Source organism: Pelotomaculum schinkii (genome assembly GCF_004369205.1).
GTDB lineage: Bacteria > Bacillota > Desulfotomaculia > Desulfotomaculales > Pelotomaculaceae > Pelotomaculum_C > Pelotomaculum_C schinkii.
This window is the reverse complement of the sequence record NZ_QFGA01000001.1, coordinates 859,888-880,959: the sequence shown is the minus strand read 5'-3', so window position 1 is coordinate 880,959 and position 21,072 is coordinate 859,888. Positions and strand designations below refer to the sequence as shown.

Sequence of the window (21,072 nt, the reverse complement as noted above, 5' to 3'; positions counted from 1 at the left end):
ATTGTAGGCGTTTTTACTATGCGGTAACCGCACGGGACAGGTTTAAAAACGGGACTGCTGGTTTAAGTCCCTACCATCCCCGGCGAGTCCCGAAATATAAGGGGGTTTTTAGTTTAATGTACGCGATTATCGAAACAGGCGGCAAGCAGTACCGGGTGAGCGAGGGTGACACCCTCTATATTGAGAAGCTGCCCGCCCAACCTGATGAAACGGTTGAAATAGACCGTGTTCTGGCGCTGGTCGACGGCGATAGCGTGAAAATCGGTTCTCCGCTTGTGGATGGAGCCAGGGTAGTTTTAAAAGTGGTTCGCCACGGCAGGGGTAAGAAAATTATAGTCTTCAAGTATAAGGCTAAGAAGAATTACCGTCGCAAACAGGGCCATCGCCAGGCGTTCACCCAGGTGACTGTTGAAAAAATTGAAGCTTGATTGGCCTTTCGATAGAATTTAAAGTATTTGAAAAGAGAGGTGAATTGCATTGGCACATAAGAAAGGTGTAGGTAGTTCCCGGAACGGACGCGACTCCCAGCCCAAAATGCTCGGCGTGAAGCGGGCAGACGGCCAGTTTGTTTTGGCCGGCAATATTTTAGTCCGCCAGCGCGGCACCAGAATACACCCGGGCTTAAACGTCGGCAAAGGTGGGGACGACACCCTGTTTGCAAAGGTAGACGGTGTGGTCAGTTTTGAAAGAAAAGGCCGTGATAAGAAGGTTGTCAGTATTAATAAGGTCGAGGAAATTGTATAAAATGCATTGAAGAACAGCGGTCCTCCAGCGGACCGCTTATTTTTTTGAAGGGTTTAAAGAATGTTTCGTAGAATGTATATGTCACCATTTGGCAATCGTCAAAAAAGTGCTTTGGGAAACATTTAAGGAGGCTACGATTTGAATCTGGAAAAGCTCTTAGACGCTATTCAGGTGCAAAGGCATGATTTTTTAAATCATCTTCAAGTTATTTCCGGGCTGTTGCAGATGAATAAGGTAGACCGGGTTATGGACTACCTGAATCAGGTTTGCGTAGAGATAGCCCAGTACAGTAAGACGGCCAGGGTGGCCATACCGGAGCTGACCGCTGCCCTGATAATTGCCATCAACGATGCCGCCATGTACCAGATAGAGCTTGTGCTCAATATAACTTCTGACCTGTCGGAGAGCGCAGTCCCGGGACCGGTAGTAGGGGAGGTGCTGGAACTCTGCCTCAGGAGCGCTTTTGAGACGATGTCGGCGCCTGAAATTGTGGATAGGCGCATCGAAGTGGTCCTTGGTGAAAGTGAGAGGAAGTACACTTGCCGGTTGCTTTTCCCGGAACCCCTTTTGGCTGATCTCAGCCGTTTCGAGACCGCGCTTATACCGGCCGGGGAACTTCTCAGCCCGTATGGGGGGAGATTGAATCTGGCCGTGGCCAATAACGGCATTGAGATCTTTTTTACATTGCCCCGTCAAGGGCTTAATAAAATTGGTTAAAATATGAACGGGTGATATACATGTTTTTTGATAAAGCAAGGATTTTTGTCAAGGGCGGCGACGGAGGAAACGGCTGTGTCGCCATGCGGCGGGAAAAATACGTACCGGAAGGCGGCCCGTGGGGCGGTGACGGGGGCCGGGGCGGGGATATTGTGTTCCAGGCCGATGAAGGACTGCGCACCCTGGTGGACTTCCGTTACAAGCGCCACTATAAGGCACAACGGGGCAAGCACGGCGAAGGCAAAAACAGGTACGGGCTTTCTGCTGACGACCTGGTGGTCAGGTTGCCGGTCGGAACGGTAATCAGGGATGATGACACGGGCGAATTGATCGCGGACCTGGTCAGAAATGGCCAGCAGGTGGTAGTAGCCCGCGGCGGTCGCGGTGGCAGGGGCAACGCCCACTTCGCCACTCCCAACAACAAGGCTCCCAAACTGGCGGAAAAAGGCGAGCCGGGTGAGGAACGCTGGCTCAGTCTGGAACTCAAGCTTCTGGCGGATGTTGGTTTGGTGGGCTTCCCCAACGCGGGTAAATCAACTCTGATTTCGCAGGTATCCGCAGCTAAACCGAAGATAGCCAACTACCCCTTTACCACGGTTACGCCCAACCTGGGTGTGGTACGGGTCGATGACGGGCGCAGTTTTGTTATGGCCGACATTCCGGGCCTTATAAAAGGCGCTCACGCAGGCGCCGGCCTGGGACATGAGTTTCTGCGTCACGTGGAACGCACCAGGCTCTTGATCCATGTGCTGGATACCGCGGGTAGCGAGGGACGGGATCCGGTGGAGGATTTTAAGGTAACCAACCGCGAACTAATCTTGTACAATCCTGTGATCGGGTCCAGGCCACAGGTTATTGTCGCCAATAAAATGGACCTGCCTGAAGCTGCGGAAAACTTGACAAGGCTTAAGGAAGCCTATGGCAATGACTATGAGATCTTTCCCATCTCGGCGGCGACCGGCAGCGGGCTTGGCCCTTTAATTTACAAAGTAGCCGCGCTGCTGGAAGACCTTCCCGGTATAACTCCCCCTGAGGAAGAAACGGCGGAGCATGTCGTCCACCGTGCCGAACCGCGTTTCAGCATATCACGTGAGGAAGGGATCTTTCTGGTAGGCGGCAAGGAAATCAAACGCCACGTGGCCATGACCGACCTGGAAAACGATGAGGCGGTCGAGCGCCTGCAGTGGATCTTCAAGCGCATGGGTATCGATGACGCCCTTAAGGAGGCCGGCATAAAAGAGGGCGACACGGTTAAAATCGGAGATTTTGAATTTGAATATGTCGAATGAGCCGGCGCCTTTTCGAGCAATTTTCTGTCCGCCCCCTTGCTTCCTTTAGGTTTTTGAACTTTGTTCGTGAATATGGGTATGGTATACTTTTTCCAGGTTAATTTTGAATGATACGGGTGTAGTGCATGGGTAAACGTAATTTTCAGGTTTTCAAGCGGATCGTGGTTAAAGTGGGCACCAGTTCTGTTGCTCATGCCACCGGCAAGCCCAACCTTTTTAAGATTGAAAGCCTGGTCAGGCAGTTGGCGGACCTCTATAATATGGGCAAAGAAATAATTTTGGTCACTTCGGGGGCCATCGGAACGGGAGCAGGCAAGCTCGGCCTGCCGGGGCGCCCCAGGACCATCCCGGAGAAACAGGCGGCCGCCGCAGTTGGTCAGGGTGTCCTGATGCATATTTATGAAAAGCTGTTTGCCGAGTACGGGGTCACCGTGGGTCAAGTACTGTTAACCCGCGAGGATTTTTCCGACCGCAAGCGCTTTTTAAACGCCAGGAACTCCCTGCACGCGATGCTCCAGTTCGGGGTCATCCCCGTCATCAACGAGAACGATACAGTGGCGGTGGATGAGATCAAGCTGGGTGATAACGATAACCTGTCGGCCCTGGTGGCCACCCTGATCGACGCCGAACTACTGGTTTTGCTGTCTGACATAGATGGACTTTTTACTGCGGATCCGCGCAAAGAGAAAAGCGCCCAACTGATCCGGGACGTAACGGAAATGACTCCTGAAATTGAGGCCTTGTCCGGTGGCGCAGGCTCCAAACTGGGAACCGGCGGGATGGCTACCAAAATTCAGGCCGCCAGGATTGCCATGCATTCCGGTACTGTCACGGTTATAACCAATATGGAGGAAAAAAATATCATCCGTCGGGTTATTGAGGGAGAGGCGGTGGGTACCGTTTTTTGGCCTTGCGCCAATAAAATGGAAAACAAAAAGCGTTGGATAGCTTTCAGTTCCTCAATTTGCGGTAAGATATTCGTTGATGAGGGAGCCGCCCGGGCGCTGGCTAAACAGGGTAAAAGCCTGCTGCCATCCGGCATAACCAGAGTGGAAGGCTCTTTTGATATAGGCAACACGGTAGTTATCGCCGGACCGGACGGCACAGAGATAGCCAGGGGCATCGTTTCCTACTCCTCGGAAGATATTGAACGGATTAAAGGGGCGCAGACCAGGGACATAGCACGCATCCTGGGGCACAAGGATTTTGATGAAGTTATTCACCGGAACAACCTGGCTCTGGAACTGTAATATTCATATATATGGTTAACGAGTCTAACATGTAAGTTGTTTCTACATTTTACTTGCTTTTCTCCAGATCAGACGTTACAATTGCTTTATGAGTAAAGAGCCAAAACAAATATCCCGGCTTGGCATTATGGGGGGCACCTTTGATCCCATTCATTATGGGCATCTGGTGACCGCGGAGGGCGCCAGGTATGAATACGATCTGGAAAAGGTCATTTTCATCCCGGCCGGTCAGCCCCCTCATAAGCCAAATTTTAAACGAACTCAAGCCTGGCGCCGGTATGAGATGACCAGACTGGCCGTGGCCACGAATCCATTTTTCGAAGAGTCGCCTATCGAAATAGAGCGTCCAGGCCCGACCTACACTATTGATACCGTTCAGGAGATATCCCGCCTTTATCCTGGCGCCCAGATTTTTTTTATAACTGGGGCCGATGCAGTTGCGGAAATACTTAACTGGAAAAAGGTCGAAAGACTCTTATCAATTTGTCGATTTATAGCAGCCACCCGGCCTGGTTATAAACAGGGAGAGATATGGAAGAAAATAGGAGCCTTGCCGCAGGGTCTTAAAAATAATATTTTTTACATGGAAGTACCTGCCCTGGCCATATCTTCCACCGATATACGGCAGCGCGTACGCAAGGGAAAGCCGATTAAGTACCTTCTTCCCGAACCAGTTGAGACGTATATAACGAGCAATAATATTTACCTGGATTGAAATATGGAAAAATCTTTGACTGGTTAAGATTGCATTAGGTTATTCCCTTTTGCAAATAATAGCTTCATTAAAAACAGTTTCTTAAAGGGAAAGAGGTGATTAGTCAATGGCGCGAACCCTATATGTAGGCAATTTACCTTGGGCGACAAAAGCTGAAGATCTTGCTGACGCTTTTTCTGCGCACGGTGAAGTGTTGAGCAGTCGCGTTATTACTGATCGTGAGTCCGGTCGCTCCCGCGGGTTTGGCTTTGTTGAAGTCCGGGATGAAGATGCAGAGACCATGATCGCAGCAATGAACGGGACTGAGCTAAGCGGGCGGGTAATTACCGTCAATGAAGCCAAGGCAAGAGACGACCAGTAGAAATAGAAACCTCCCAAGAGGAGGTTTTTTCTTAACCTTTTATTGAAGCAGGAAACTTCCTGTCGTAGTAGAATACTATGGTGTATTGGAAGATACCCCCACCAACAAGGAGGAGTGACGTTGTTATTAAGTCCACAGGCAATGGTGAATATTGCTGTGCTGGCGGCGGAAGAAAAAAAATCTTGGGACGTGACCGTACTTGATATCAGGAAAATCACTGTTATTGCTGATTATTTTATCATCTGCAGCGGCAGGTCCAAGACCCAGGTGCAGGCCATCGCAGAGAACATTCTGGAAAAAATGGAAAGAGAAGGGGTCACCGCCCAGCGCCGGGAGGGCTTCAGGGAAGGTGAATGGGTACTTTTGGACTTCGGTGATGTTGTAGTCCATATCTTTCAGGATGCTGTTCGCCAGTTCTACAATCTTGAGCGCCTTTGGGGAGACGCGCCGGTGGTAGGGGTTCCGGTAAATATTTAAACAGCTGGCTGCTAATTATAGTTAGTTATATGTTGACAGAAGTTTTGGGTATCTTACAATAAGTCTCAGTTTAACTAGAAAGGCAATGATAGGGAGCAGTAGGCAGCGCAACTTATTCAGAGAGCCGCCGGATGGTGCAAGGCGGTGGGTCAGGCTGGCGAACTCGCCCAGGAGCCGCACGGGGGAAGCAGTACTCCGTGCCGGACGCGCCGTTATCGCGTGAAGCGGGTAAAGACGCGGGGGCTTAACGTCATCGAGCCGGTTTCCTCAAAAAAGGAAATGTTGTTCTGATGGTGGTTGGCTACAGGTTGCTTTGCCAAAAAGGGTGGTACCGCGGGAAAAACCTCTCGTCCCTGTTGGGATGAAGAGGGTTTTTTTATTTATTCTGCTTTTCTATGATGTCGTATGCGAATGAATACGCCCGCATTTTTTTACGAAAACACTATCAATTATGATAGAAACTTGAGGATTTACAGATTTTGTGATAGAATTTTTGGGGGAAGGCGGGCTTTTGCCCGCTTTAATCCAGTAGCGCGCACTTTTGCTATTAGGGGGATGTCCTATTAACGACAAATATAATTTTTCAGAAGTTGAAGCCAAATGGCAGACCCGCTGGGCAGAAGAGGGAACATATGAAATCCCCGATTATTCGGATCGTCCCAAGTATTACTGCCTTGAAATGTTTCCGTACCCGTCCGGCAAACTACATATGGGCCATGTCAGGAACTACTCCATCGGCGATGTGGTAGCCCGGTTTAAAACGATGCAGGGCTTGCACGTCCTTCATCCGATGGGTTGGGACGCCTTCGGCCTGCCGGCTGAGAATGCGGCGATCAAACACGGCGGCATCCATCCGGCCGACTGGACTTTTGCTAATATCGACAACATGCGGGCCCAGTTAAAGCAGATGGGAATCAGCTACGACTGGAACCGGGAAGTTGCAACCTGCCATCCCGGGTACTACAAGTGGACGCAGTGGCTTTTTCTCCAGCTTTTTAAAAACGGACTGGCTTACAAAAAGGAAGCTGCCGTCAACTGGTGCCCTGCCTGCGCCACGGTGTTGGCCAACGAACAGGTCAAGGACGGGGGTTGTGAGCGTTGCAATACCCCTGTGGAAAAAAAGGAACTGGCGCAGTGGTTTTTTAAGATTACCGACTATGCGGAGCGCCTGCTGCAAGACCTGGAACTCCTGCCGGGCTGGCCTGATAAGGTCAAGACCATGCAGGAGCACTGGATCGGTCGCAGCGAGGGCGCGGAGATAGATTTTAAGCTGGACGGACTCGACGGGGTCATCACAGTCTACACAACACGGCCGGATACCATTTTTGGGGTAACTTACATGGTCCTGGCGCCGGAACACCCGTTGGTGGAAAAGCTGATTGCAGGCTCAGAGCGGGAAGCGGAGATCAAAGAGTTTATCCGCAAGGTGCGGAACTTGAGCGAAATCGACCGTACTTCGAACGAGGTAGAAAAGGTTGGTTTGCAGACCGGGGCATATTGTATCAACCCCCTGAATGGGGAAAAAGTTCCGGTACTGATTGCCAACTACGTCCTGCTGGAATACGGCACAGGCTGTGTCATGGGCGTGCCTGCCCACGACCAGCGTGACTTTGAATTTGCCCGTAAGTACGGCTACCCAGTCCGTGTGGTGATCCAGCCGGAGGGCATTGAGCTGGATGCGGCGACCATGGAATCAGCCTATGATGGGGAAGGCTTACTGGTCAACTCCGGTCGCTTTAACGGACTGCCCAATACTCGCGCCATGAAAGAAATCACCAGCGAACTTGCAGGTATGGGTAATGGTAAGTTCCGGGTCAATTATCGTCTGAGGGACTGGCTGATTTCCCGCCAGCGCTACTGGGGCGCGCCAATTCCGATCATATATTGTGAACGTTGCGGGGTTGTTCCGGTACCAGAGACTGACCTGCCGGTGCTGCTGCCCATGGACGTGGAGTTTAAACCCACCGGCAGGTCGCCGCTGGCTGACTGCCCTGATTTTGTCAACACCGCTTGCCCCTCATGCGGCGGGGCGGCGATCAGAGAAACCGATACTATGGACACCTTTATGTGCTCTTCCTGGTACTACTACCGTTACACCAGCCCGAGAGATATTGACGGGCCCTGGGATAAAGCCAAGGTGGACTACTGGCTGCCGGTAGACCAGTATATCGGCGGGGTGGAACACGCCATCCTGCACCTTTTATACTCGCGTTTCTTCACCAAAGTGCTCTATGACTTGAAACTGATTAGCAATCAGGAGCCGTTTACCAACCTGCTTACGCAGGGGATGGTTCTAAAAGACGGGACCAAGATGTCCAAATCCAAGGGCAATGTGGTGAGCCCGGAGGATATTGTGGCCCGTTACGGGGCTGATACCGCCAGGCTGTTCATTCTCTTCGCGGCGCCTCCGGAGCGCGACCTGGAATGGAGCGACCAGGGGGTGGAGGGCTGTTTCCGTTTCCTCAAAAGAGTCTGGCGTCTGGTGGCTTCACTGGCGTCTACCCTGAAAACCGCGCCAAAGCGTCCGTCCAGTGGACTCGTTGGCCTAAACCGGTCGATGCGGAGAGTTACCCACGCCACCATCAAGAAAGTGACGGAGGACATCAGCGCCAGGTTTAATTTTAATACCGCCGTTAGTGCAGTAATGGAGATGGTCAACGCTCTTTACCAGTACAAGGAACTACCCGAAACTGACCGTGATCCGGCAGTAATAAGAGAGGCAGTGGAAAGCCTGCTGCTCCTCTTGGCGCCCTTCGCCCCGCATATAACTGAAGAATTGTGGGAGGAGACCGGTCATACCGGCAGCATCCACCGGCAGCCCTGGCCTTCCTTCGACCAGGCGGCGCTAGTGGAGGATGAAGTCACCATCGTCGTGCAGATCAACGGCAAAGTCCGTGACCGCATGCTGGTACCGGCCGGGATTGGCGCGGCGCAGATGCAGGAAAAAGTAATACAGGATCCGAGGGTGCTGAAACTGACAGAGGGTAAGCAAATCATTAAAGTCATCCCGGTTCCCGGCAAACTGGTCAACATTGTGGTGAAGTAAGTACTGATAATAGTGTTTTTAGCCATGTAGCCGAGCGGGTGGCGCCATGATGGCAACCCCCGCTATGCTTATAAATTGCAAACTGTTTATAAATGTGGGTGCGAATTCATTTTCTCGACCCTACAGGAATGCAGAATATACCCACGTCCCACGTCTCACGTCTCACGACTAATAATCCTAAGCCCATAACGCTACTTTAAATACCTGTTCTAGTATATGCATGTTGTTGCTCAACGGGCAGCAACACTGTTACTGTGGTCCCTTTACCAGGTTCGCTCTGTATTTCAATCCGGCCTCCGTGGTTGTCAATAATTTTTTTGCTTGTAAACATGCCCAGGCCGGTACCGCTTTCCTTGGTAGTAAAAAACGGGTTGAACATATTTTCTAGAGTTTCCTTATCGATCCCCACGCCGGTATCCCTGAAAGAAATTTGCACAAAACCTTCAAGTTCGTTCCATGTGGTTTGTACAAAAATTTTTCCACCTTCGGAGAGGGCGTCAAAGGCATTTTTTATAATATTTATGAAAACTTGTTTTAGTTGACCACTGTCAACAATGATTTTTGGAATATTAACATCAAGGTCTACCTCTATGTTAAATTGGCGAGACAGCGCTTCACTTTCCACAAGCAAAACCACATCTTTTATTATTTCAACTATAGAACACCTGCCAGGTCTGGAATAACCGGGCTTGGCAAACTGCAAAAACTCTGAAATAAGCCTGTTAGCATGGTTTAGTTCGGCCAGCATTATGGGTATATATTCTTCTTTGGGATTTCCCTTTAAACACTTATGCAATAATTGCAAAAAACAGCCGACTGCTGTGAGCGGGTTTCTTATTTCATGCACCATTCCAGCCGCCATCTGTCCCAGGATAGCCAGCTTTTCGGCTTTAACAACTGCGTTTTCCATCTCTTGCAGGCGTGCTGCCGGTGAAAACACGGCCATAGCGCCCACCGTTATACCGGTCCTGTTCCTGACCGGGTAGGTGTTTACCAGACAGGCAACACAACAGGAGACTGTAGTCACGGCTTGGGGCTTAACATTTTGAAACTCTTTACCTGTAATAAGGGTCTGCAGCAATATGTTAAATTCAGTTCCCCGATCGTCCATAAGTTCCAGCAATGGCCGGCCCAGGACTTTTTCACTCTTTAGTCCGAGAAACCTTGACAGGGTCTGGTTAAAAATGCGAATTTTCCTGTGACGGTTAATTACTAATAATCCTACAGGCAGGTGATCTAAAGCCAAGCGGGACCATTCTTCTGCTAATTCCAACAAAATGAGCACACCTCCACAACCGTAAACACCATAAGTTACCTTAAGTGCGGCTCAATGCCATATTTCTCGCATTGTTCCTGGAAATAGACGCTGACCATGTTGCTATTGCTCAGGTAATAAATATTGACCTTTTTTGTTCCGCCTATTTCCAGAATGCCAATGGCGCAAAGTGTATTAAGCGCCAGCTCAACCTGGTGTTGAGAGCGGTGCAAACGAAGGGCCAAACCGCCAACTGTATCTCGTGTATGCGGATTTGCCTGAAAAAAGGTTAACAGTTCAATCCTTATGATACTTTGTAGGACTTGATCAAATTCATCAGTCAATCCTCCTGTCACGGTGCTCCTCCTTTATCCAACAGGTTCTTTGGAAGGGGCATGGCCAGGAACTCGCAGTAATCTCCCCCTATTGATTGGCAGTCCATCTCTTCGCAAATGATTTCTTTATCCAGTATGATGCTGACAAAAGATGCAAATATCCCTCTCAAGAAGTCGCAATTCACCTGCGGAGTCCGGTAAAGGGAGCCGTGCTCTTTTGCTATGAACGCCTGGATAGAATCATAACACCTTAACCTGGCACGGCCATGGGAGGGTTTGAAGGAAACCAGTTCTACATAACCCAACCCAAGATTTTTAATTTCATCTAAAAGTGCTTGTAAGCACTCAACCGGGTCTGGGTATAAACTTTTGGTTTTAAGAGCGACGGAAGACCCCGACCGGTAACCGGCGTCATAAAGCACGTGCTTTAAAGTGTGGGGGGCGTGTTCTTTAATCGACGTCAGCAGGGAGGCAAAGGTCAGATGTGATAGAAGTATAGCCCGCCGGCCTGCTATTTTCAGCATGTGTCCATCGCGGTTAACAATCTCCTCTTTAGGTCTGGTTGTGGGGGACAGCTTCCCGTGGCAGATTCCGCTTTGGTCTGTTTCAACTGTCGCTTCATAATTTTTACCCAGGATTTTGTGTAAAACCGCCTGAAAAGTACCGACACGCGCGCAGTAAAAAAGTAACCCTTCCTCCGGGGCGTGCATGCAATATTTCCGGTAAATACATTTATCACGCTCAATATGTACCAACAGGTCATCCCTAAATTCTTCCATGTGGTAATCCTCACTAAGCAAAAAACCCTTGCTTTCCAGAAAGTCGAGAAAGGTTATACAAACCTCTACGGGGTCCTTTGATGTAAAATGCAGCTCATCATCGTACTCTTCGAGGATATATCGGGCCGGTCCCATCATAATCTGCTCCACCCAATAGCGGTTGCTGAAGGGAACATTTTTGAGTGTCTTACATATGCTCATATACAAATAGTTGATTATTTCCTTGGAAATTACGTCATCTTTCATACGATCACCCCCATATCAGCGGGCACAAGGATGCCGTACACAGGACTTATTGTAAATATGTGGCGAGTGGATACAAATTGCTGGCTTTTTACCTTGCCAATCTGCAATAGGCGCACAGGATTATGCCTGTTGCCGCTGAAACTCATCTTCAGCATAAAATTATAGAGATGACCGGTGATGGTTACCAGCTTGGGTTCCAGGACCCCGCTTACAAATATATCCATAGCCAGGATCCCTTTTTTCCGGAGATGTTTAATCCGGGCCCTGTGAAAATCCAAAATATCAGCGGGATCTATGGAAGTAAATAGGGTGCTCAAACTGTCTACCACCAACCTCACCCTGCGACCGGCGCTGCCACGCAGTACTTCTGTTTCCAGGGCAAAATACTTATCCAGGTTGCGAAGATCCGAAAGGGCGTATTTTTCCAGGCTTTCTCCTTCTTCATAGGCGTCGACAAAGATTAACCTGCCCGTTTCTTCATAAGCAGGGGTGCCGACTTTGAAGTTCAGTAAATGCTCGCGCATCGCCATGGGAGGCTCATCACAGGCTACATAGACACAAGTATCGCCGCATCGCAAACCCTCTTTAATAAATTCCCCCGCCAGCACGGTTTTACCAATACCGGAATCGCCCTCCACCATAATCTGGGAACCATACAACAAGCCTTTCTCAAGGTTGCGATCCAGACCTTCCACTCCAAAATAAGCTCTTTTACTCATCTGAAACTATCCTCCTAGCCGGGGGAATACCTGTATACCCGAAGAATTGATTTCCAACAAGTGGTTGCCCATGGCATGGTTGACTCCCCGCATTTTATATAGCTCCAACTGCCTGACCCGGCGATTTTGCGATAGAATTGACTTAAGCAGGATGGTTCCCTGGACTACTGAATGAATTACTTCAATTTTGCCGTTGTCTGCCAGTTCCCAGGCCGGGCTGATTAATAAAGTGGTGCAGTTAAGGCTGTTTAAATAGGTGACCAGGCTATAGAATTTTTCATGCAGGACAGCTGCGTTGTCAATACGCGAAAGAAAAACATAAATGGAGTCTATTACCAGCCGGCGGGCTCCAAATGATTTTGCCATCTCGCCCAGCTTGATAATAGTCTCATCTATTTCCATCTTGGAAAGAGGCATATACAAAACTCGAAGCTGTCCTTGTTCTTGAAGGGCGGACATATCCCAGTCAAAGCGCCGGGCGTTGGCCATTAATTGCTGCGGGGTTTCCTCGAGAGACAGAAATAACCCTTTGTCGCCGAAGTTCTGGGCTCCCTTAACCAGATACTGCATACCCAATGCTGTTTTACCGGTTCCGGAACTGCCGGCAACCGCTACGCTAAAACCCCTGGGTAACCCACCCTGCAATAATTCGTCGAGCCCCGGCACACCTGTATGCAGCAGCCCGTTTTCCTGGTGTTCCACGACACCAATGTCCACTGAACCAACCAGAGGAAAAACTTTAATCCCTTCATTAGTAATGCGAAAGGTCTGTTTCCCGGGGATGTGCTCCTGGCCCCGGGTTTTGGTTATTTCCATCACCCGGTGCCGGTGCAGGCCCGGACGTTCCCTGTTTTCCAGATGGATTACCGCGTCAACCACGTATTCTTCAAATGCGTAATCCCGGGTCCCATCGCTAACCCGCTCCTTAACCAAAAAGGCTGTCAAGCCCAGACGGCGCAAACCGTTGCAAAAACTATAAACTGATTTACGCAGGAACAGCGGGTTATTAATAACATTTTGAAAATGGCTGATACTGTCGACCAGGATTCTCCTGGCGCCAACCTCGCGAACAACAGTTTCTATAAGGTTAACATCAGGATCCACCAGTACTTCCGGAGAGGTGCATAGGATTCGCAGTTTGTTGGCCTTCTCCAGATCCTTCAGGTCCCAGCCAAAGTTAAGAGCGTCACGGTATATTGATTCGGGTAATTCCTCGCATGTAACAATTACCCCGTGCTCATTAAATTCGGTGATCCCGTGGTAGATGAACTCTATACCAAAAGTGGTTTTACCGGCGCCGGGGACTCCCTCCAGTAGAACAGTATTGCCACGTATAATTCCGCCGTACAACAATTCGTCAAAGCCCTTTATTCCGGTAGGTGCTTTATCCAAAAAGGAATTTCCTCCTTTCTCATAATGAACATTTTTTGGATTGTTGTGACTGTTCAGTTTTCGACATCAATTGGAAATTTCCTTGTGGAAAACGGTGTAATTTATCTTAATATGAAAATTTTAGTTTCTCTGGTTATACTGGGCAACAGTCATATAATATAACAAAACCCGCTCCAATAAAGGCAGCGGGTTTAGGCGAAGTCTTATGTGTTCTTCAAGCGGGCGCCAGGTCGTACCTCTGAATTTTTCGGTAGATGGTCGCCCGGCTGATCCCGAGGACTCTGGCGGCCCTGGTTTTGCCTTCATCAGTCCAACCAAATTGGTCCAGGGCAGTTATAATGGCCTCTTTTTCCAACTGAGCCAGGGGCATCAGCTTACCGTCACCGGTAATGCCGGCGGATGTTCCTTTTTTGACCGACTCGCGCAAGGCCTGAGGCAGGCTCTCCATGGTAATCAAGTCGTTTTCCTCCAGATTGATGGCGTATTCCACAGCGTAGACCAGCTCCCGAACATTGCCTGGCCAGTAATATTTTATACAGGAGTTCAGCGCCTCGTCGTCAAAACCCTTGATTTCTTTGCCCAGTAGCTTGCTGAACCGTTTCATGTAAAAGTCCAGAAGGATCGGGATATCTTCCTGCCGTACCCGCAGTGGGGGTATCACCAGGGGAATGACGCTCAGCTGGTAGTAGAGGTCGTCCCTGAAGATATTTTTCCTTACCAGTTCCCGCAGGTCAGTGTTGGTTGCGGCAATGACCCTGACATCCACCGGGATTACCCGCGTGCCGCCAACCCGCTCAATCCCTTTCTCTTTGAGGACTTTCAGGAGCTTTGTTTGCAGGTACAGGGACATATTGCCGATTTCTTCCAGGAAAATAGTGCCTCCGGCGCCCAACTCAAATTTGCCCTGTTTGCCCCCGCGCCGCGCTCCGCTGAAGGCGCCCTCGTTATACCCAAAAAGCTCTATTTCCAGGAGGTTTTCCGGCATGGCAGCGCAGTTAATGGAGATAAAAGGCCGGTGACCGTGTGGCCCGGCAGCATGAATTGCCCTGGCAAAGATTTCTTTGCCGGTGCCGCTTTCTCCCACAATTAAGACGGTCGAGTTGCTGGCTGCTACTTTCTGGGCCTTGGCCTTTATCTCCAGCATCGGCCTGCTGATCCCCACGATGTCTTCAAAAACGATCATTTCCTGGTTGCTCATGATTTCGTAAGCGAGTTTTTGTGTTTCTTTAAAGTCCCGGAAGGTGCCCACAACACCGACTACCTGTCCGCTGTCCAGCTTGATTGGCTTGAGCGTGCTCAACAGATGGAGCTTGCGCCCTTCATAAGCAATGAAAACCTCGCGCGAGTTGAAGCCCTTGCCTTCTTGCAGCACCTCCCAAAAGGGCAGGGTGGGCAGGATTTGTTTGGAGTCCTTGCCAAGGATCTGTTTCTTCCTGGTGCCGAAGACACGCTCCGCAGAACGGTTGAAGTGGGTGATAAAGCCTTCGCTATTGACGGCGATAACGCATTCGTCAACAGAGTCGACAACAGCTTCAAGGTGGTTTGACATTACCATGCGTTCTGTTAAAATCTCGCTTTCCAGGGCCTTGCTGCTTATTAAGTCCGCCATGCGGCCGATGAATTCGATCAAAGAATCGGAGTTGGTCCCGAGGGTTTCCTTTTGTTCTTCATTAAAGGCAATCAAGCTGATAGTCCCGATAGTTTCCGAGCCTGCGGTGATGGGATAAACAATGGAAGCCTTGTAAAAGCACTGCCCGGTCAGGGGACAGGACAGGCAAATCTCATGAAAACCGGCCTCCCTGATGAAAATATGGTTACCGGTCTGCAGGACGTGTTTATTGACAAAGCCGCGCAACAGCCTGGTTCCGACATCGTAACGAATTATACCTGTGCCGGCCACGCGGACCAGATCGGTATCGATTATTTCTACATCGACTTTTAGCACCGTGGCAATGGCCTCGGCTACTTTCTGGCCACTTTCACTGACCTGGGCGAGTCTTGTCATTGATTAGTACTCCCATACTATAAACTCTTGGGGCGGTTAGTAATATTATTCTTTAACTTCTAATTAATTCCTACCAGGGTTTCAAACAAAATCAATCGTTTGCCGCAAGCGCAATATAATATGAAAGCGCCTGCAACCCCCAAGCGGGTGTTTTAGACGCCAAAAAACAACAACTGCTAACTCAAATCAAAACCGTTTATTCCCACCAAATAGAGGTGATTTACTTCGACCCAAAGAAATACAGAATATACCTTGCGCCCTATGCCTAACCACCTACGACCAAACTGTTAGGCCGCGGCCTGGTGTGCGCTTTTCCAGCCGAGTTCCAGCGCCTTTTTATTTAAAGCTTCCGACCCCGGTGGTATCCGGGACATCAGAGCCAACTGTAGTGATTCCTTGGTAACTATACCTGTAATTGCGGCCAGAGCGCCCAGCGCCACCACGTTGGCGAACATTTCCTTGCCGAGGTTTTCCCTGGCGATGCGGGTGTAAGGTACGGCGAAAACATTGGCGCCTATTGGGAGCTGGTCCGTAATATAAGTGTCGTCGATGATCAATGTCCCGTTTTCGCTGATGCTGCCCGCATATTTTTTAAGAGCTTCCCTGCTCATAACAAGCAAAATGTCGGGTTTGGTGACTTTGGGGTAATCAATTTCTCCGTCGCTGATAATGACTTCTGCTCTACTGGCCCCGCCACGGGCTTCCGGCCCGTAAGATTGTGTCTGGACAGTATTCTTACCGTCTCTGATCACGGCGTCCGCCAGGATTTGTCCCGCCAGGATCAACCCCTGACCACCTGTGCCGCTTAGTATAATTTCACTAGTTAACGCCACGATGCCGCTCCTCCTCGTTCTTTTTTTGCTTCTCCTCTATGAAACGCTCATAAATGTCAGTGAACTCGGGAGCATCTGCTTTATACAGTTCACCAATTGCAAACTTTCCTTCCATTTCTAACGGCGTCAGCTTTCTGGCTTTTTCAACAGGGACGCTGTGCTCTTTCTGCCAGAGCAGCATGTCGTAGCCGTTACCCATCTTATTACGCCGGCCGTAAGAGATCGGGCAGGCGGTGACAGCTTCCACGACGCTGAAGCCTTTGTGGTCAGCTCCGTTCCTGATTAACTGGGTCAGCATGTTGGCATGGTAGGTGGTGCCTCTTGCCACGTAAGTGGCCCCCGCTCCCCGCGCCAGTTCCGCCAGGTCAAAGGGTCGTTCAAACGTCCCCTGGGGAGCGGTGGTTGCCCTTGAGTTGAGCGGTGAGAGAGGGGAGGATTGCCCCCCGGTCATACCATAGATACTGTTATTGAAAATAATGGCAGTAAGGTCGATGTTGCGCCTGGCAGCGTGGATAAAGTGGTTGCCGCCAATACCGGTGCTGTCGCCGTCACCCATTAAAACAAACACCTTAAGCTCCGGCCGGGCCATTTTGATCCCGGTGGCGAAGGCCAGGGCCCTGCCATGGGTGGTGTGCAGGGTGCAGAAATCAAGATAACCGGTGGCCCTGGAAGAACAGCCGATCCCGGAAACAACGACGGTATTGTCCTGGTCGCAGTCTAAAAGGCCGAAAGCACGGGTTATGGCGCCCAATACAATCCCGTTGCCGCAGCCGGGACACCAGATATGAGGGAGCTTTTCAGAGCGCAAATATTTATTAACATTATTTTGCACCAATGATTCACCGACTTTACTGTTTTATGATTGCGTCTAAAATTTCGCCGGGAGTAATCAATTCACCGTTGACCTTATTGACTCCAATAACCCTGGACCTGCCCGAGGCGGCACGCTCAACTTCCAATTTGAGCTGGCCCAGGTTCATCTCGGGTACTATCATGGTGTGAGCCTGCCGGGACAGGACAGCGATTTCTTTTTCCGGAAACGGCCAGATGGTGATGGGGCGGAACAGGCCAACCTTAAAACCAGCCACGCGCGCTTCTTTGATCGCTTTCTTGGCTGAACGTGAGACGGCGCCGTAGGCTACGATAATAATGTCCGCGTCTTTAGTCAGCCAGGACTCACTCAGGACAATATCGTCCAAGTTATCCATAATTTTATTGTTTAAGCGTCTGATTAATTTTTCGGCAACATCCGCGTCGGTAGTGGGGAAGCCGCTTTCGTCGTGTACCAGACCGGTTACGTGAAAGCGGTAATTTTCACAAAAATCAGCCATAGCTGGAACGCCGTCTTCGCCAGGCCTGTAGGGATAGTATTTTTCAAGACCGGCCGGTGGTTTTTTGCGGTCGATCACATTCAGTTTATCCGGTTGGGGCAGGATCACCCTTTCCCTCATGTGGCCGATGACCTCATCGGTAAGAAGAATTACCGGTGTCCTGTATTTTTCTGCAAAATTAAAAGCTTCCACGGTCAGCGAATATGATTCCTGTACGGAAGCAGGACAGAGCGCGATTGCCGGGTGGTCGCCATGGGTGCCCCAGCGCGCCTGCATAACGTCCCCCTGAGCCGGGGCGGTGGGAATACCGGTACTTGGTCCGTGACGCTGTACATTGACCACCACGCAGGGCACCTCAGCCATCGAGGCAAAGCCGATGTTCTCTTGTTTAAGTGAAAAGCCGGGACCGCTGGTAGCGGTAAGTGACTTCAATCCAGCCAGGGAGGCGCCGATGATGGCAGCCATGCTGGCCATCTCGTCTTCCATCTGGATAAACCTGCCCCCATAGAGAGGTAATCTGGCAGCTAATAGTTCTGAAATCTCAGTGGACGGGGTAATGGGATACCCTGCAAAGAAGCGGAGGCCGGCGGCCAGCGCGCCCTCCACAATAGCTTCATTACCCTGCATTAAACGGGCCAGCTGAGCAACATCATTCATATTAATTCACATCCACTCCAATTGATATGGCAAAGTCGGGGCAGTGGGTCTCACAAATGCGGCAAGCGGTACAGAGGGAAGGGTTCGCCGCGAAAACCTTGCCGCCGCCGTCCATGGCCAAAACCTTGGAGCAGAGTCCGGCGCAAATCCCGCAACCCTTGCACCAACTCTTATTTATTTGAATATTTTTGGGATTGCGGTGGGGCATTGTTTCTGACACTGTCCTTACCTCCGTTGTCTAGTTGTATAAAGTTTAAAGGTCTTTTACATTCAACAGACATGGTTTTTTATGTAGCAATATGAGATGAACTGTGTTTCAGACAAGGAGAATTAATACTGTCTTATTTTGAGATATATCTCATTTTAATACAAGTGAGCATCCTTATAAATATTTTACTCGTTTTTAACACATTGTAAAGTAATAATTTTTATTAAAAGCGGCAATTCATAAATTTGTATAAATATAAATCAATTCGAAAGACCGGTGTCCAAATGCTGATATGGGAATATGTATACCGTACGGTTTTCGTATATTTTGTGGTCCTGTTGGTAATCAGGTTAATGGGAAAGCGGGAAATCGGTCAGCTTTCTCCATTTGACTTTGTTGTCGCCATCATTATTGCGGAACTGGCGGTCATACCGTTGGAGGCCAAAGAGGCGCCGCTGTGGCACAGCATCCTCCCTCTGGCCATGTTGGGGGCTTTAGAAGTTGTGGTCTCGTATGCGACCCTTTTCAGCCATACCCTGCGCAGTATTATTTGCGGCGCCCCCCAGGTGATTATTAAAAATGGGGAACTTTTACGGGGGGAGATGCGCAAGGCCCGCTACAACCTTGATGACCTGCTGGCTCAAATGCGCGATAAAGGAATCGTCGACCCGTCCGAGGTGGAATTTGCAGTCCTGGAAACTTCCGGTAAACTCAGCATTATACCAAAGTCCCAGTACCGTCCGGTAATCCCCGCTGATCTCGGGATCCAAACACCCTACGAAGGACTGCCCACGGTATTGGTTATGGACGGCAATATCATGCGCAAAAATTTACAGGATATCGAACTGGATGAGAAGTGGCTGACAGAGGCCTTAAAGAAGCGTGAACTGACCCCGCGAAAAGTCCTGCTGGCCACCCTCGGGACCGACGGCCGCCTGTTTGTCAGCAAAAAATAAAGGAGGAAATAGTCGCTCTTGGTAGAATTAACCTAAAAATACTCTTAAAGGGTTTGCCCTTGGACAGGCGGGAGGAGCGCATGTTGCAGCTGGATCGCAAACAACAGCTGGTAATCCTGGTGCTGGTGAGCATAATTATCTTCGGCGGGGGTTACCGGTTTGCCCAAATGAAAGAACGTGCCGCCGAGGAAAACAAAGCCGCCCTTGACCGGGAAGAGGTGGCGGATGACAGCAAAACCAAGGATCTGTTAATCCACGTCACAGGAGCTGTGGTAAAGCCCGGTGTCTACCAGTTACCTGCGGGTTCGAGGATCATCGACGCGGTAAATAAGGCCGGCCCCACTGGTGAGGCCGACCTGGATGTTTTAAAGCTGGCGACGCCGGTAACCGACGGGCAGACCATCTATGTGCCGGTTAAGGGAGCGGCAGGCCAGCCTGGAGCAGTAGGGTCAACGAATCCATCAGCGGCGGCTGCTGTTTCGCCCGTTGCGGCGTCTTCAGCAGGGGCGGGAAATAGGGCTCAACAGGCCGGTGGAAAGGTGAACATAAATACAGCCGACCAGGCTCAGCTGGACACGCTGCCGGGGGTTGGACCGGCGTATGCCCAACGGATAATTCAATACAGGGAGATTAACGGTCCTTTTCAAACCATTGAGGACATCAAACAGGTATCCGGGATCGGGGATAAACGGTTTGAGCAGTTGAAAGACCTGATCACGGTTCAGTGAAAAAGTGGGGACGATGGCAAAAAAACTCCCTTTTCATGTGGCAACCGGGGACCCGTTTGTATATGATGATGAAAAAGGGTGAGGCAATTGCTTGAAAAGGAACATCGTCATTGGTATGCCGGGTCTACATCTTTCGAGTTTGATCACTCGCATCAATGTTCAGGATATACCGAGTTGTCTTACGAATCGGGTCATAGCCATTATCACCGCATCATTGTTATAGTTGTAAAGGATAGACCCCATGGTCATGACCACGTAATAGAAATAATGACCGGCCCTGCCATTTATAATAAACATGGGCATTATCACCGGATAAGCACTAAAACGAGCTTAAATGGCAGGCCAAAGCATCGTCACCGTTTCGAAAGAGTTACATCACCACCAATCGGCTATTATTATTAGCGATTGGTGAAGTGATCATTATGACGACTGCTGAGCGAAAAGGTTCGATCCGTTAAAGGTTCTGAAATCCCGGTATTGGCCGGGATTGTTTATTGTTTTCAGGACAAAGGTCATAAAAAATAGGACTAATGGCATGGTAAAATCAGGACTTGTGGAAAAAATGGTATACGCAAATAACTACCAATGGAGTCTGCTTGAATGACTATATGTGGATATTTGAAGAGTTCCCTGTTGACGAGATCCAGGTAACCGTCGATGGACCCTATGAGGTCCATGACAAAAGAAGAATTGGGAGTAAATACGAAGAATTAATGGATTCAATCAGCAGAGTACTGCAAGCAAACAGGATTCATACTAAATTAAGGGTGAATGTGGATACTGCCAATACTCTCCCGGAGCTTGCCAACGACATCATTAAAAGACAGTTATTAAACTGCAAATCAGGGCAGGCGTCAATCTGCTGATGAGCCGAAACAGCGGGGTCACAAAGGAGAATGTTCATAAAGTATTGGGCATTTCCAAAGATGAACTGGAAGACGTAAATAAGGCCTGGCTCAGGGAATCCAGTCCGGTTCTTTCCGGCAGGGCCAAACAGCACATGCCTCCTGTATGACATGGTACGGGAGT

General features: G+C 49.8%; 24 protein-coding genes and 1 other annotated feature. Of the genes, 14 read left to right on the top strand and 10 right to left on the bottom strand.

Annotated features, from left to right (window positions below):
* Window positions 1-116 precede the first annotated feature (116 nt).
* The 9 genes from rplU (at window position 117) to leuS (ending at window position 8,599) form a co-directional block, all read left to right on the top strand.
* Entirely contained in the window at window positions 117-428 is a 312-nt protein-coding gene (rplU, locus tag Psch_RS04220) for a 50S ribosomal protein L21 (protein ID WP_134217703.1), read from the top strand.
* A gap of 49 nt (window positions 429-477) precedes the next feature.
* The gene (gene rpmA, locus Psch_RS04215) at window positions 478-744 is read left to right on the top strand and encodes a 50S ribosomal protein L27 (protein ID WP_190239235.1); all 267 of its coding nucleotides are present in this window, start codon (window positions 478-480) and stop codon (window positions 742-744) included.
* A 138-nt stretch (window positions 745-882) separates the two neighbouring features.
* Window positions 883-1,461 carry a Spo0B domain-containing protein gene (locus tag Psch_RS04210; protein ID WP_190239234.1) on the top strand — a complete coding sequence of 193 codons (579 nt, stop codon included), beginning with the start codon at window positions 883-885 and terminating at the stop codon, window positions 1,459-1,461.
* A 20-nt stretch (window positions 1,462-1,481) separates the two neighbouring features.
* Complete coding sequence (gene obgE / locus Psch_RS04205; protein ID WP_190239233.1) at window positions 1,482-2,750, top strand: GTPase ObgE; 1,269 nt, start codon at window positions 1,482-1,484, stop codon at window positions 2,748-2,750.
* A gap of 125 nt (window positions 2,751-2,875) precedes the next feature.
* Window positions 2,876-4,000, top strand: a complete 1,125-nt coding sequence (gene proB, locus Psch_RS04200; RefSeq protein WP_190239232.1) for a glutamate 5-kinase — start codon at window positions 2,876-2,878, stop codon at window positions 3,998-4,000.
* A gap of 88 nt (window positions 4,001-4,088) precedes the next feature.
* A complete protein-coding gene (gene nadD / locus Psch_RS04195; RefSeq protein WP_190239231.1) occupies window positions 4,089-4,715 on the top strand; it encodes a nicotinate-nucleotide adenylyltransferase in 627 nt (208 codons plus the stop codon).
* A 106-nt stretch (window positions 4,716-4,821) separates the two neighbouring features.
* Complete coding sequence (locus Psch_RS04190; RefSeq protein ID WP_134217697.1) at window positions 4,822-5,076, top strand: RNA recognition motif domain-containing protein; 255 nt, start codon at window positions 4,822-4,824, stop codon at window positions 5,074-5,076.
* 120 nt (window positions 5,077-5,196) lie between these two features.
* On the top strand, window positions 5,197-5,553 hold the full coding sequence (rsfS, locus tag Psch_RS04185) for a ribosome silencing factor (protein WP_134217696.1): 357 nt from the start codon (window positions 5,197-5,199) through the stop codon (window positions 5,551-5,553).
* A gap of 76 nt (window positions 5,554-5,629) precedes the next feature.
* Window positions 5,630-5,911, top strand: a binding site (T-box leader).
* Between the two features lie 204 nt (window positions 5,912-6,115).
* Window positions 6,116-8,599: a leucine--tRNA ligase gene (gene leuS, locus Psch_RS04180; RefSeq protein ID WP_190240223.1), complete on the top strand. Its 2,484-nt coding sequence runs from the start codon at window positions 6,116-6,118 to the stop codon at window positions 8,597-8,599.
* A gap of 196 nt (window positions 8,600-8,795) precedes the next feature.
* Here the strand turns inward: leuS and Psch_RS04175 are convergent, their stop codons facing one another.
* From Psch_RS04175 to Psch_RS04130, 10 genes are all read right to left on the bottom strand, one after another.
* Window positions 8,796-9,875, bottom strand: coding sequence for a two-component system sensor histidine kinase NtrB (locus tag Psch_RS04175; RefSeq protein ID WP_190239230.1), 1,080 nt, complete (start codon window positions 9,873-9,875; stop codon window positions 8,796-8,798).
* A gap of 35 nt (window positions 9,876-9,910) precedes the next feature.
* Window positions 9,911-10,210, bottom strand: coding sequence for a hypothetical protein (locus Psch_RS04170; protein ID WP_190239229.1), 300 nt, complete (start codon window positions 10,208-10,210; stop codon window positions 9,911-9,913).
* Window positions 10,207-11,214, bottom strand: a complete 1,008-nt coding sequence (locus tag Psch_RS04165; RefSeq protein WP_190239228.1) for a V4R domain-containing protein — start codon at window positions 11,212-11,214, stop codon at window positions 10,207-10,209. The genes Psch_RS04170 and Psch_RS04165 overlap by 4 nt, the downstream gene beginning before the upstream one ends.
* A complete protein-coding gene (locus Psch_RS04160) occupies window positions 11,211-11,933 on the bottom strand; it encodes an RAD55 family ATPase (RefSeq protein WP_134217692.1) in 723 nt (240 codons plus the stop codon). Before Psch_RS04160 ends, Psch_RS04165 begins: the two co-directional genes overlap by 4 nt.
* A 6-nt stretch (window positions 11,934-11,939) precedes the next feature.
* A complete protein-coding gene (locus Psch_RS04155; protein ID WP_190239227.1) occupies window positions 11,940-13,325 on the bottom strand; it encodes an ATPase domain-containing protein in 1,386 nt (461 codons plus the stop codon).
* A 214-nt stretch (window positions 13,326-13,539) separates the two neighbouring features.
* Window positions 13,540-15,330, bottom strand: a complete 1,791-nt coding sequence (locus tag Psch_RS04150; protein WP_190239226.1) for a sigma-54 interaction domain-containing protein — start codon at window positions 15,328-15,330, stop codon at window positions 13,540-13,542.
* Window positions 15,331-15,617: 287 nt separating this feature from the next.
* Window positions 15,618-16,163 (bottom strand): 2-oxoacid:acceptor oxidoreductase family protein, encoded by a 546-nt coding sequence (locus tag Psch_RS04145; protein WP_134217689.1) that lies wholly within the window; start codon window positions 16,161-16,163, stop codon window positions 15,618-15,620.
* On the bottom strand, window positions 16,150-16,995 hold the full coding sequence (locus Psch_RS04140) for a 2-oxoacid:ferredoxin oxidoreductase subunit beta (RefSeq protein WP_134217688.1): 846 nt from the start codon (window positions 16,993-16,995) through the stop codon (window positions 16,150-16,152). Before Psch_RS04140 ends, Psch_RS04145 begins: the two co-directional genes overlap by 14 nt.
* Window positions 16,996-17,011: 16 nt before the next feature.
* Entirely contained in the window at window positions 17,012-18,151 is a 1,140-nt protein-coding gene (locus Psch_RS04135; RefSeq protein ID WP_134217687.1) for a 2-oxoacid:acceptor oxidoreductase subunit alpha, read from the bottom strand.
* Window position 18,152: 1 nt separating this feature from the next.
* Window positions 18,153-18,371 (bottom strand): 4Fe-4S binding protein, encoded by a 219-nt coding sequence (locus Psch_RS04130; RefSeq protein WP_345789057.1) that lies wholly within the window; start codon window positions 18,369-18,371, stop codon window positions 18,153-18,155.
* A 272-nt stretch (window positions 18,372-18,643) separates the two neighbouring features.
* On the opposite strand from Psch_RS04130, the gene Psch_RS04125 reads away from it, so the two are divergent.
* From Psch_RS04125 to Psch_RS04105, 5 genes are all read left to right on the top strand, one after another.
* Entirely contained in the window at window positions 18,644-19,315 is a 672-nt protein-coding gene (locus Psch_RS04125; RefSeq protein ID WP_134217686.1) for a DUF421 domain-containing protein, read from the top strand.
* 80 nt (window positions 19,316-19,395) lie between these two features.
* Window positions 19,396-20,043 carry a ComEA family DNA-binding protein gene (locus tag Psch_RS04120; protein WP_190239225.1) on the top strand — a complete coding sequence of 216 codons (648 nt, stop codon included), beginning with the start codon at window positions 19,396-19,398 and terminating at the stop codon, window positions 20,041-20,043.
* Window positions 20,044-20,121: 78 nt separating this feature from the next.
* Window positions 20,122-20,445 (top strand): YmaF family protein, encoded by a 324-nt coding sequence (locus Psch_RS21585; RefSeq protein ID WP_427910070.1) that lies wholly within the window; start codon window positions 20,122-20,124, stop codon window positions 20,443-20,445.
* A gap of 194 nt (window positions 20,446-20,639) precedes the next feature.
* Window positions 20,640-20,909 carry a hypothetical protein gene (locus Psch_RS04110; protein WP_190239223.1) on the top strand — a complete coding sequence of 90 codons (270 nt, stop codon included), beginning with the start codon at window positions 20,640-20,642 and terminating at the stop codon, window positions 20,907-20,909.
* Window positions 20,909-21,058: a hypothetical protein gene (locus Psch_RS04105; RefSeq protein ID WP_190239222.1), complete on the top strand. Its 150-nt coding sequence runs from the start codon at window positions 20,909-20,911 to the stop codon at window positions 21,056-21,058. Before Psch_RS04110 ends, Psch_RS04105 begins: the two co-directional genes overlap by 1 nt.
* Window positions 21,059-21,072 lie beyond the last annotated feature (14 nt).

Excerpts from the sequence above, each read along its gene's own strand:
- Psch_RS04120 (WP_190239225.1), top strand. The coding sequence starts at position 19,396 with ATGTTGCAGCTGGATCGCAAACAACAGCTGGTAATCCTGGTGCTGGTG.
- Psch_RS04135 (WP_134217687.1), bottom strand. The coding sequence starts at position 18,151 with ATGAATGATGTTGCTCAGCTGGCCCGTTTAATGCAGGGTAATGAAGCT.
- Psch_RS04165 (WP_190239228.1), bottom strand. The coding sequence starts at position 11,214 with ATGAAAGATGACGTAATTTCCAAGGAAATAATCAACTATTTGTATATG.
- proB (WP_190239232.1), top strand. The coding sequence starts at position 2,876 with ATGGGTAAACGTAATTTTCAGGTTTTCAAGCGGATCGTGGTTAAAGTG.
- Psch_RS04190 (WP_134217697.1), top strand. The coding sequence starts at position 4,822 with ATGGCGCGAACCCTATATGTAGGCAATTTACCTTGGGCGACAAAAGCT.
- Psch_RS04160 (WP_134217692.1), bottom strand. The coding sequence starts at position 11,933 with ATGAGTAAAAGAGCTTATTTTGGAGTGGAAGGTCTGGATCGCAACCTT.
- nadD (WP_190239231.1), top strand. The coding sequence starts at position 4,089 with ATGAGTAAAGAGCCAAAACAAATATCCCGGCTTGGCATTATGGGGGGC.
- obgE (WP_190239233.1), top strand. The coding sequence starts at position 1,482 with ATGTTTTTTGATAAAGCAAGGATTTTTGTCAAGGGCGGCGACGGAGGA.
- Psch_RS04105 (WP_190239222.1), top strand. The coding sequence starts at position 20,909 with ATGAGCCGAAACAGCGGGGTCACAAAGGAGAATGTTCATAAAGTATTG.
- Psch_RS04125 (WP_134217686.1), top strand. The coding sequence starts at position 18,644 with ATGCTGATATGGGAATATGTATACCGTACGGTTTTCGTATATTTTGTG.
- rplU (WP_134217703.1), top strand. The coding sequence starts at position 117 with ATGTACGCGATTATCGAAACAGGCGGCAAGCAGTACCGGGTGAGCGAG.
- Psch_RS04150 (WP_190239226.1), bottom strand. The coding sequence starts at position 15,330 with ATGACAAGACTCGCCCAGGTCAGTGAAAGTGGCCAGAAAGTAGCCGAG.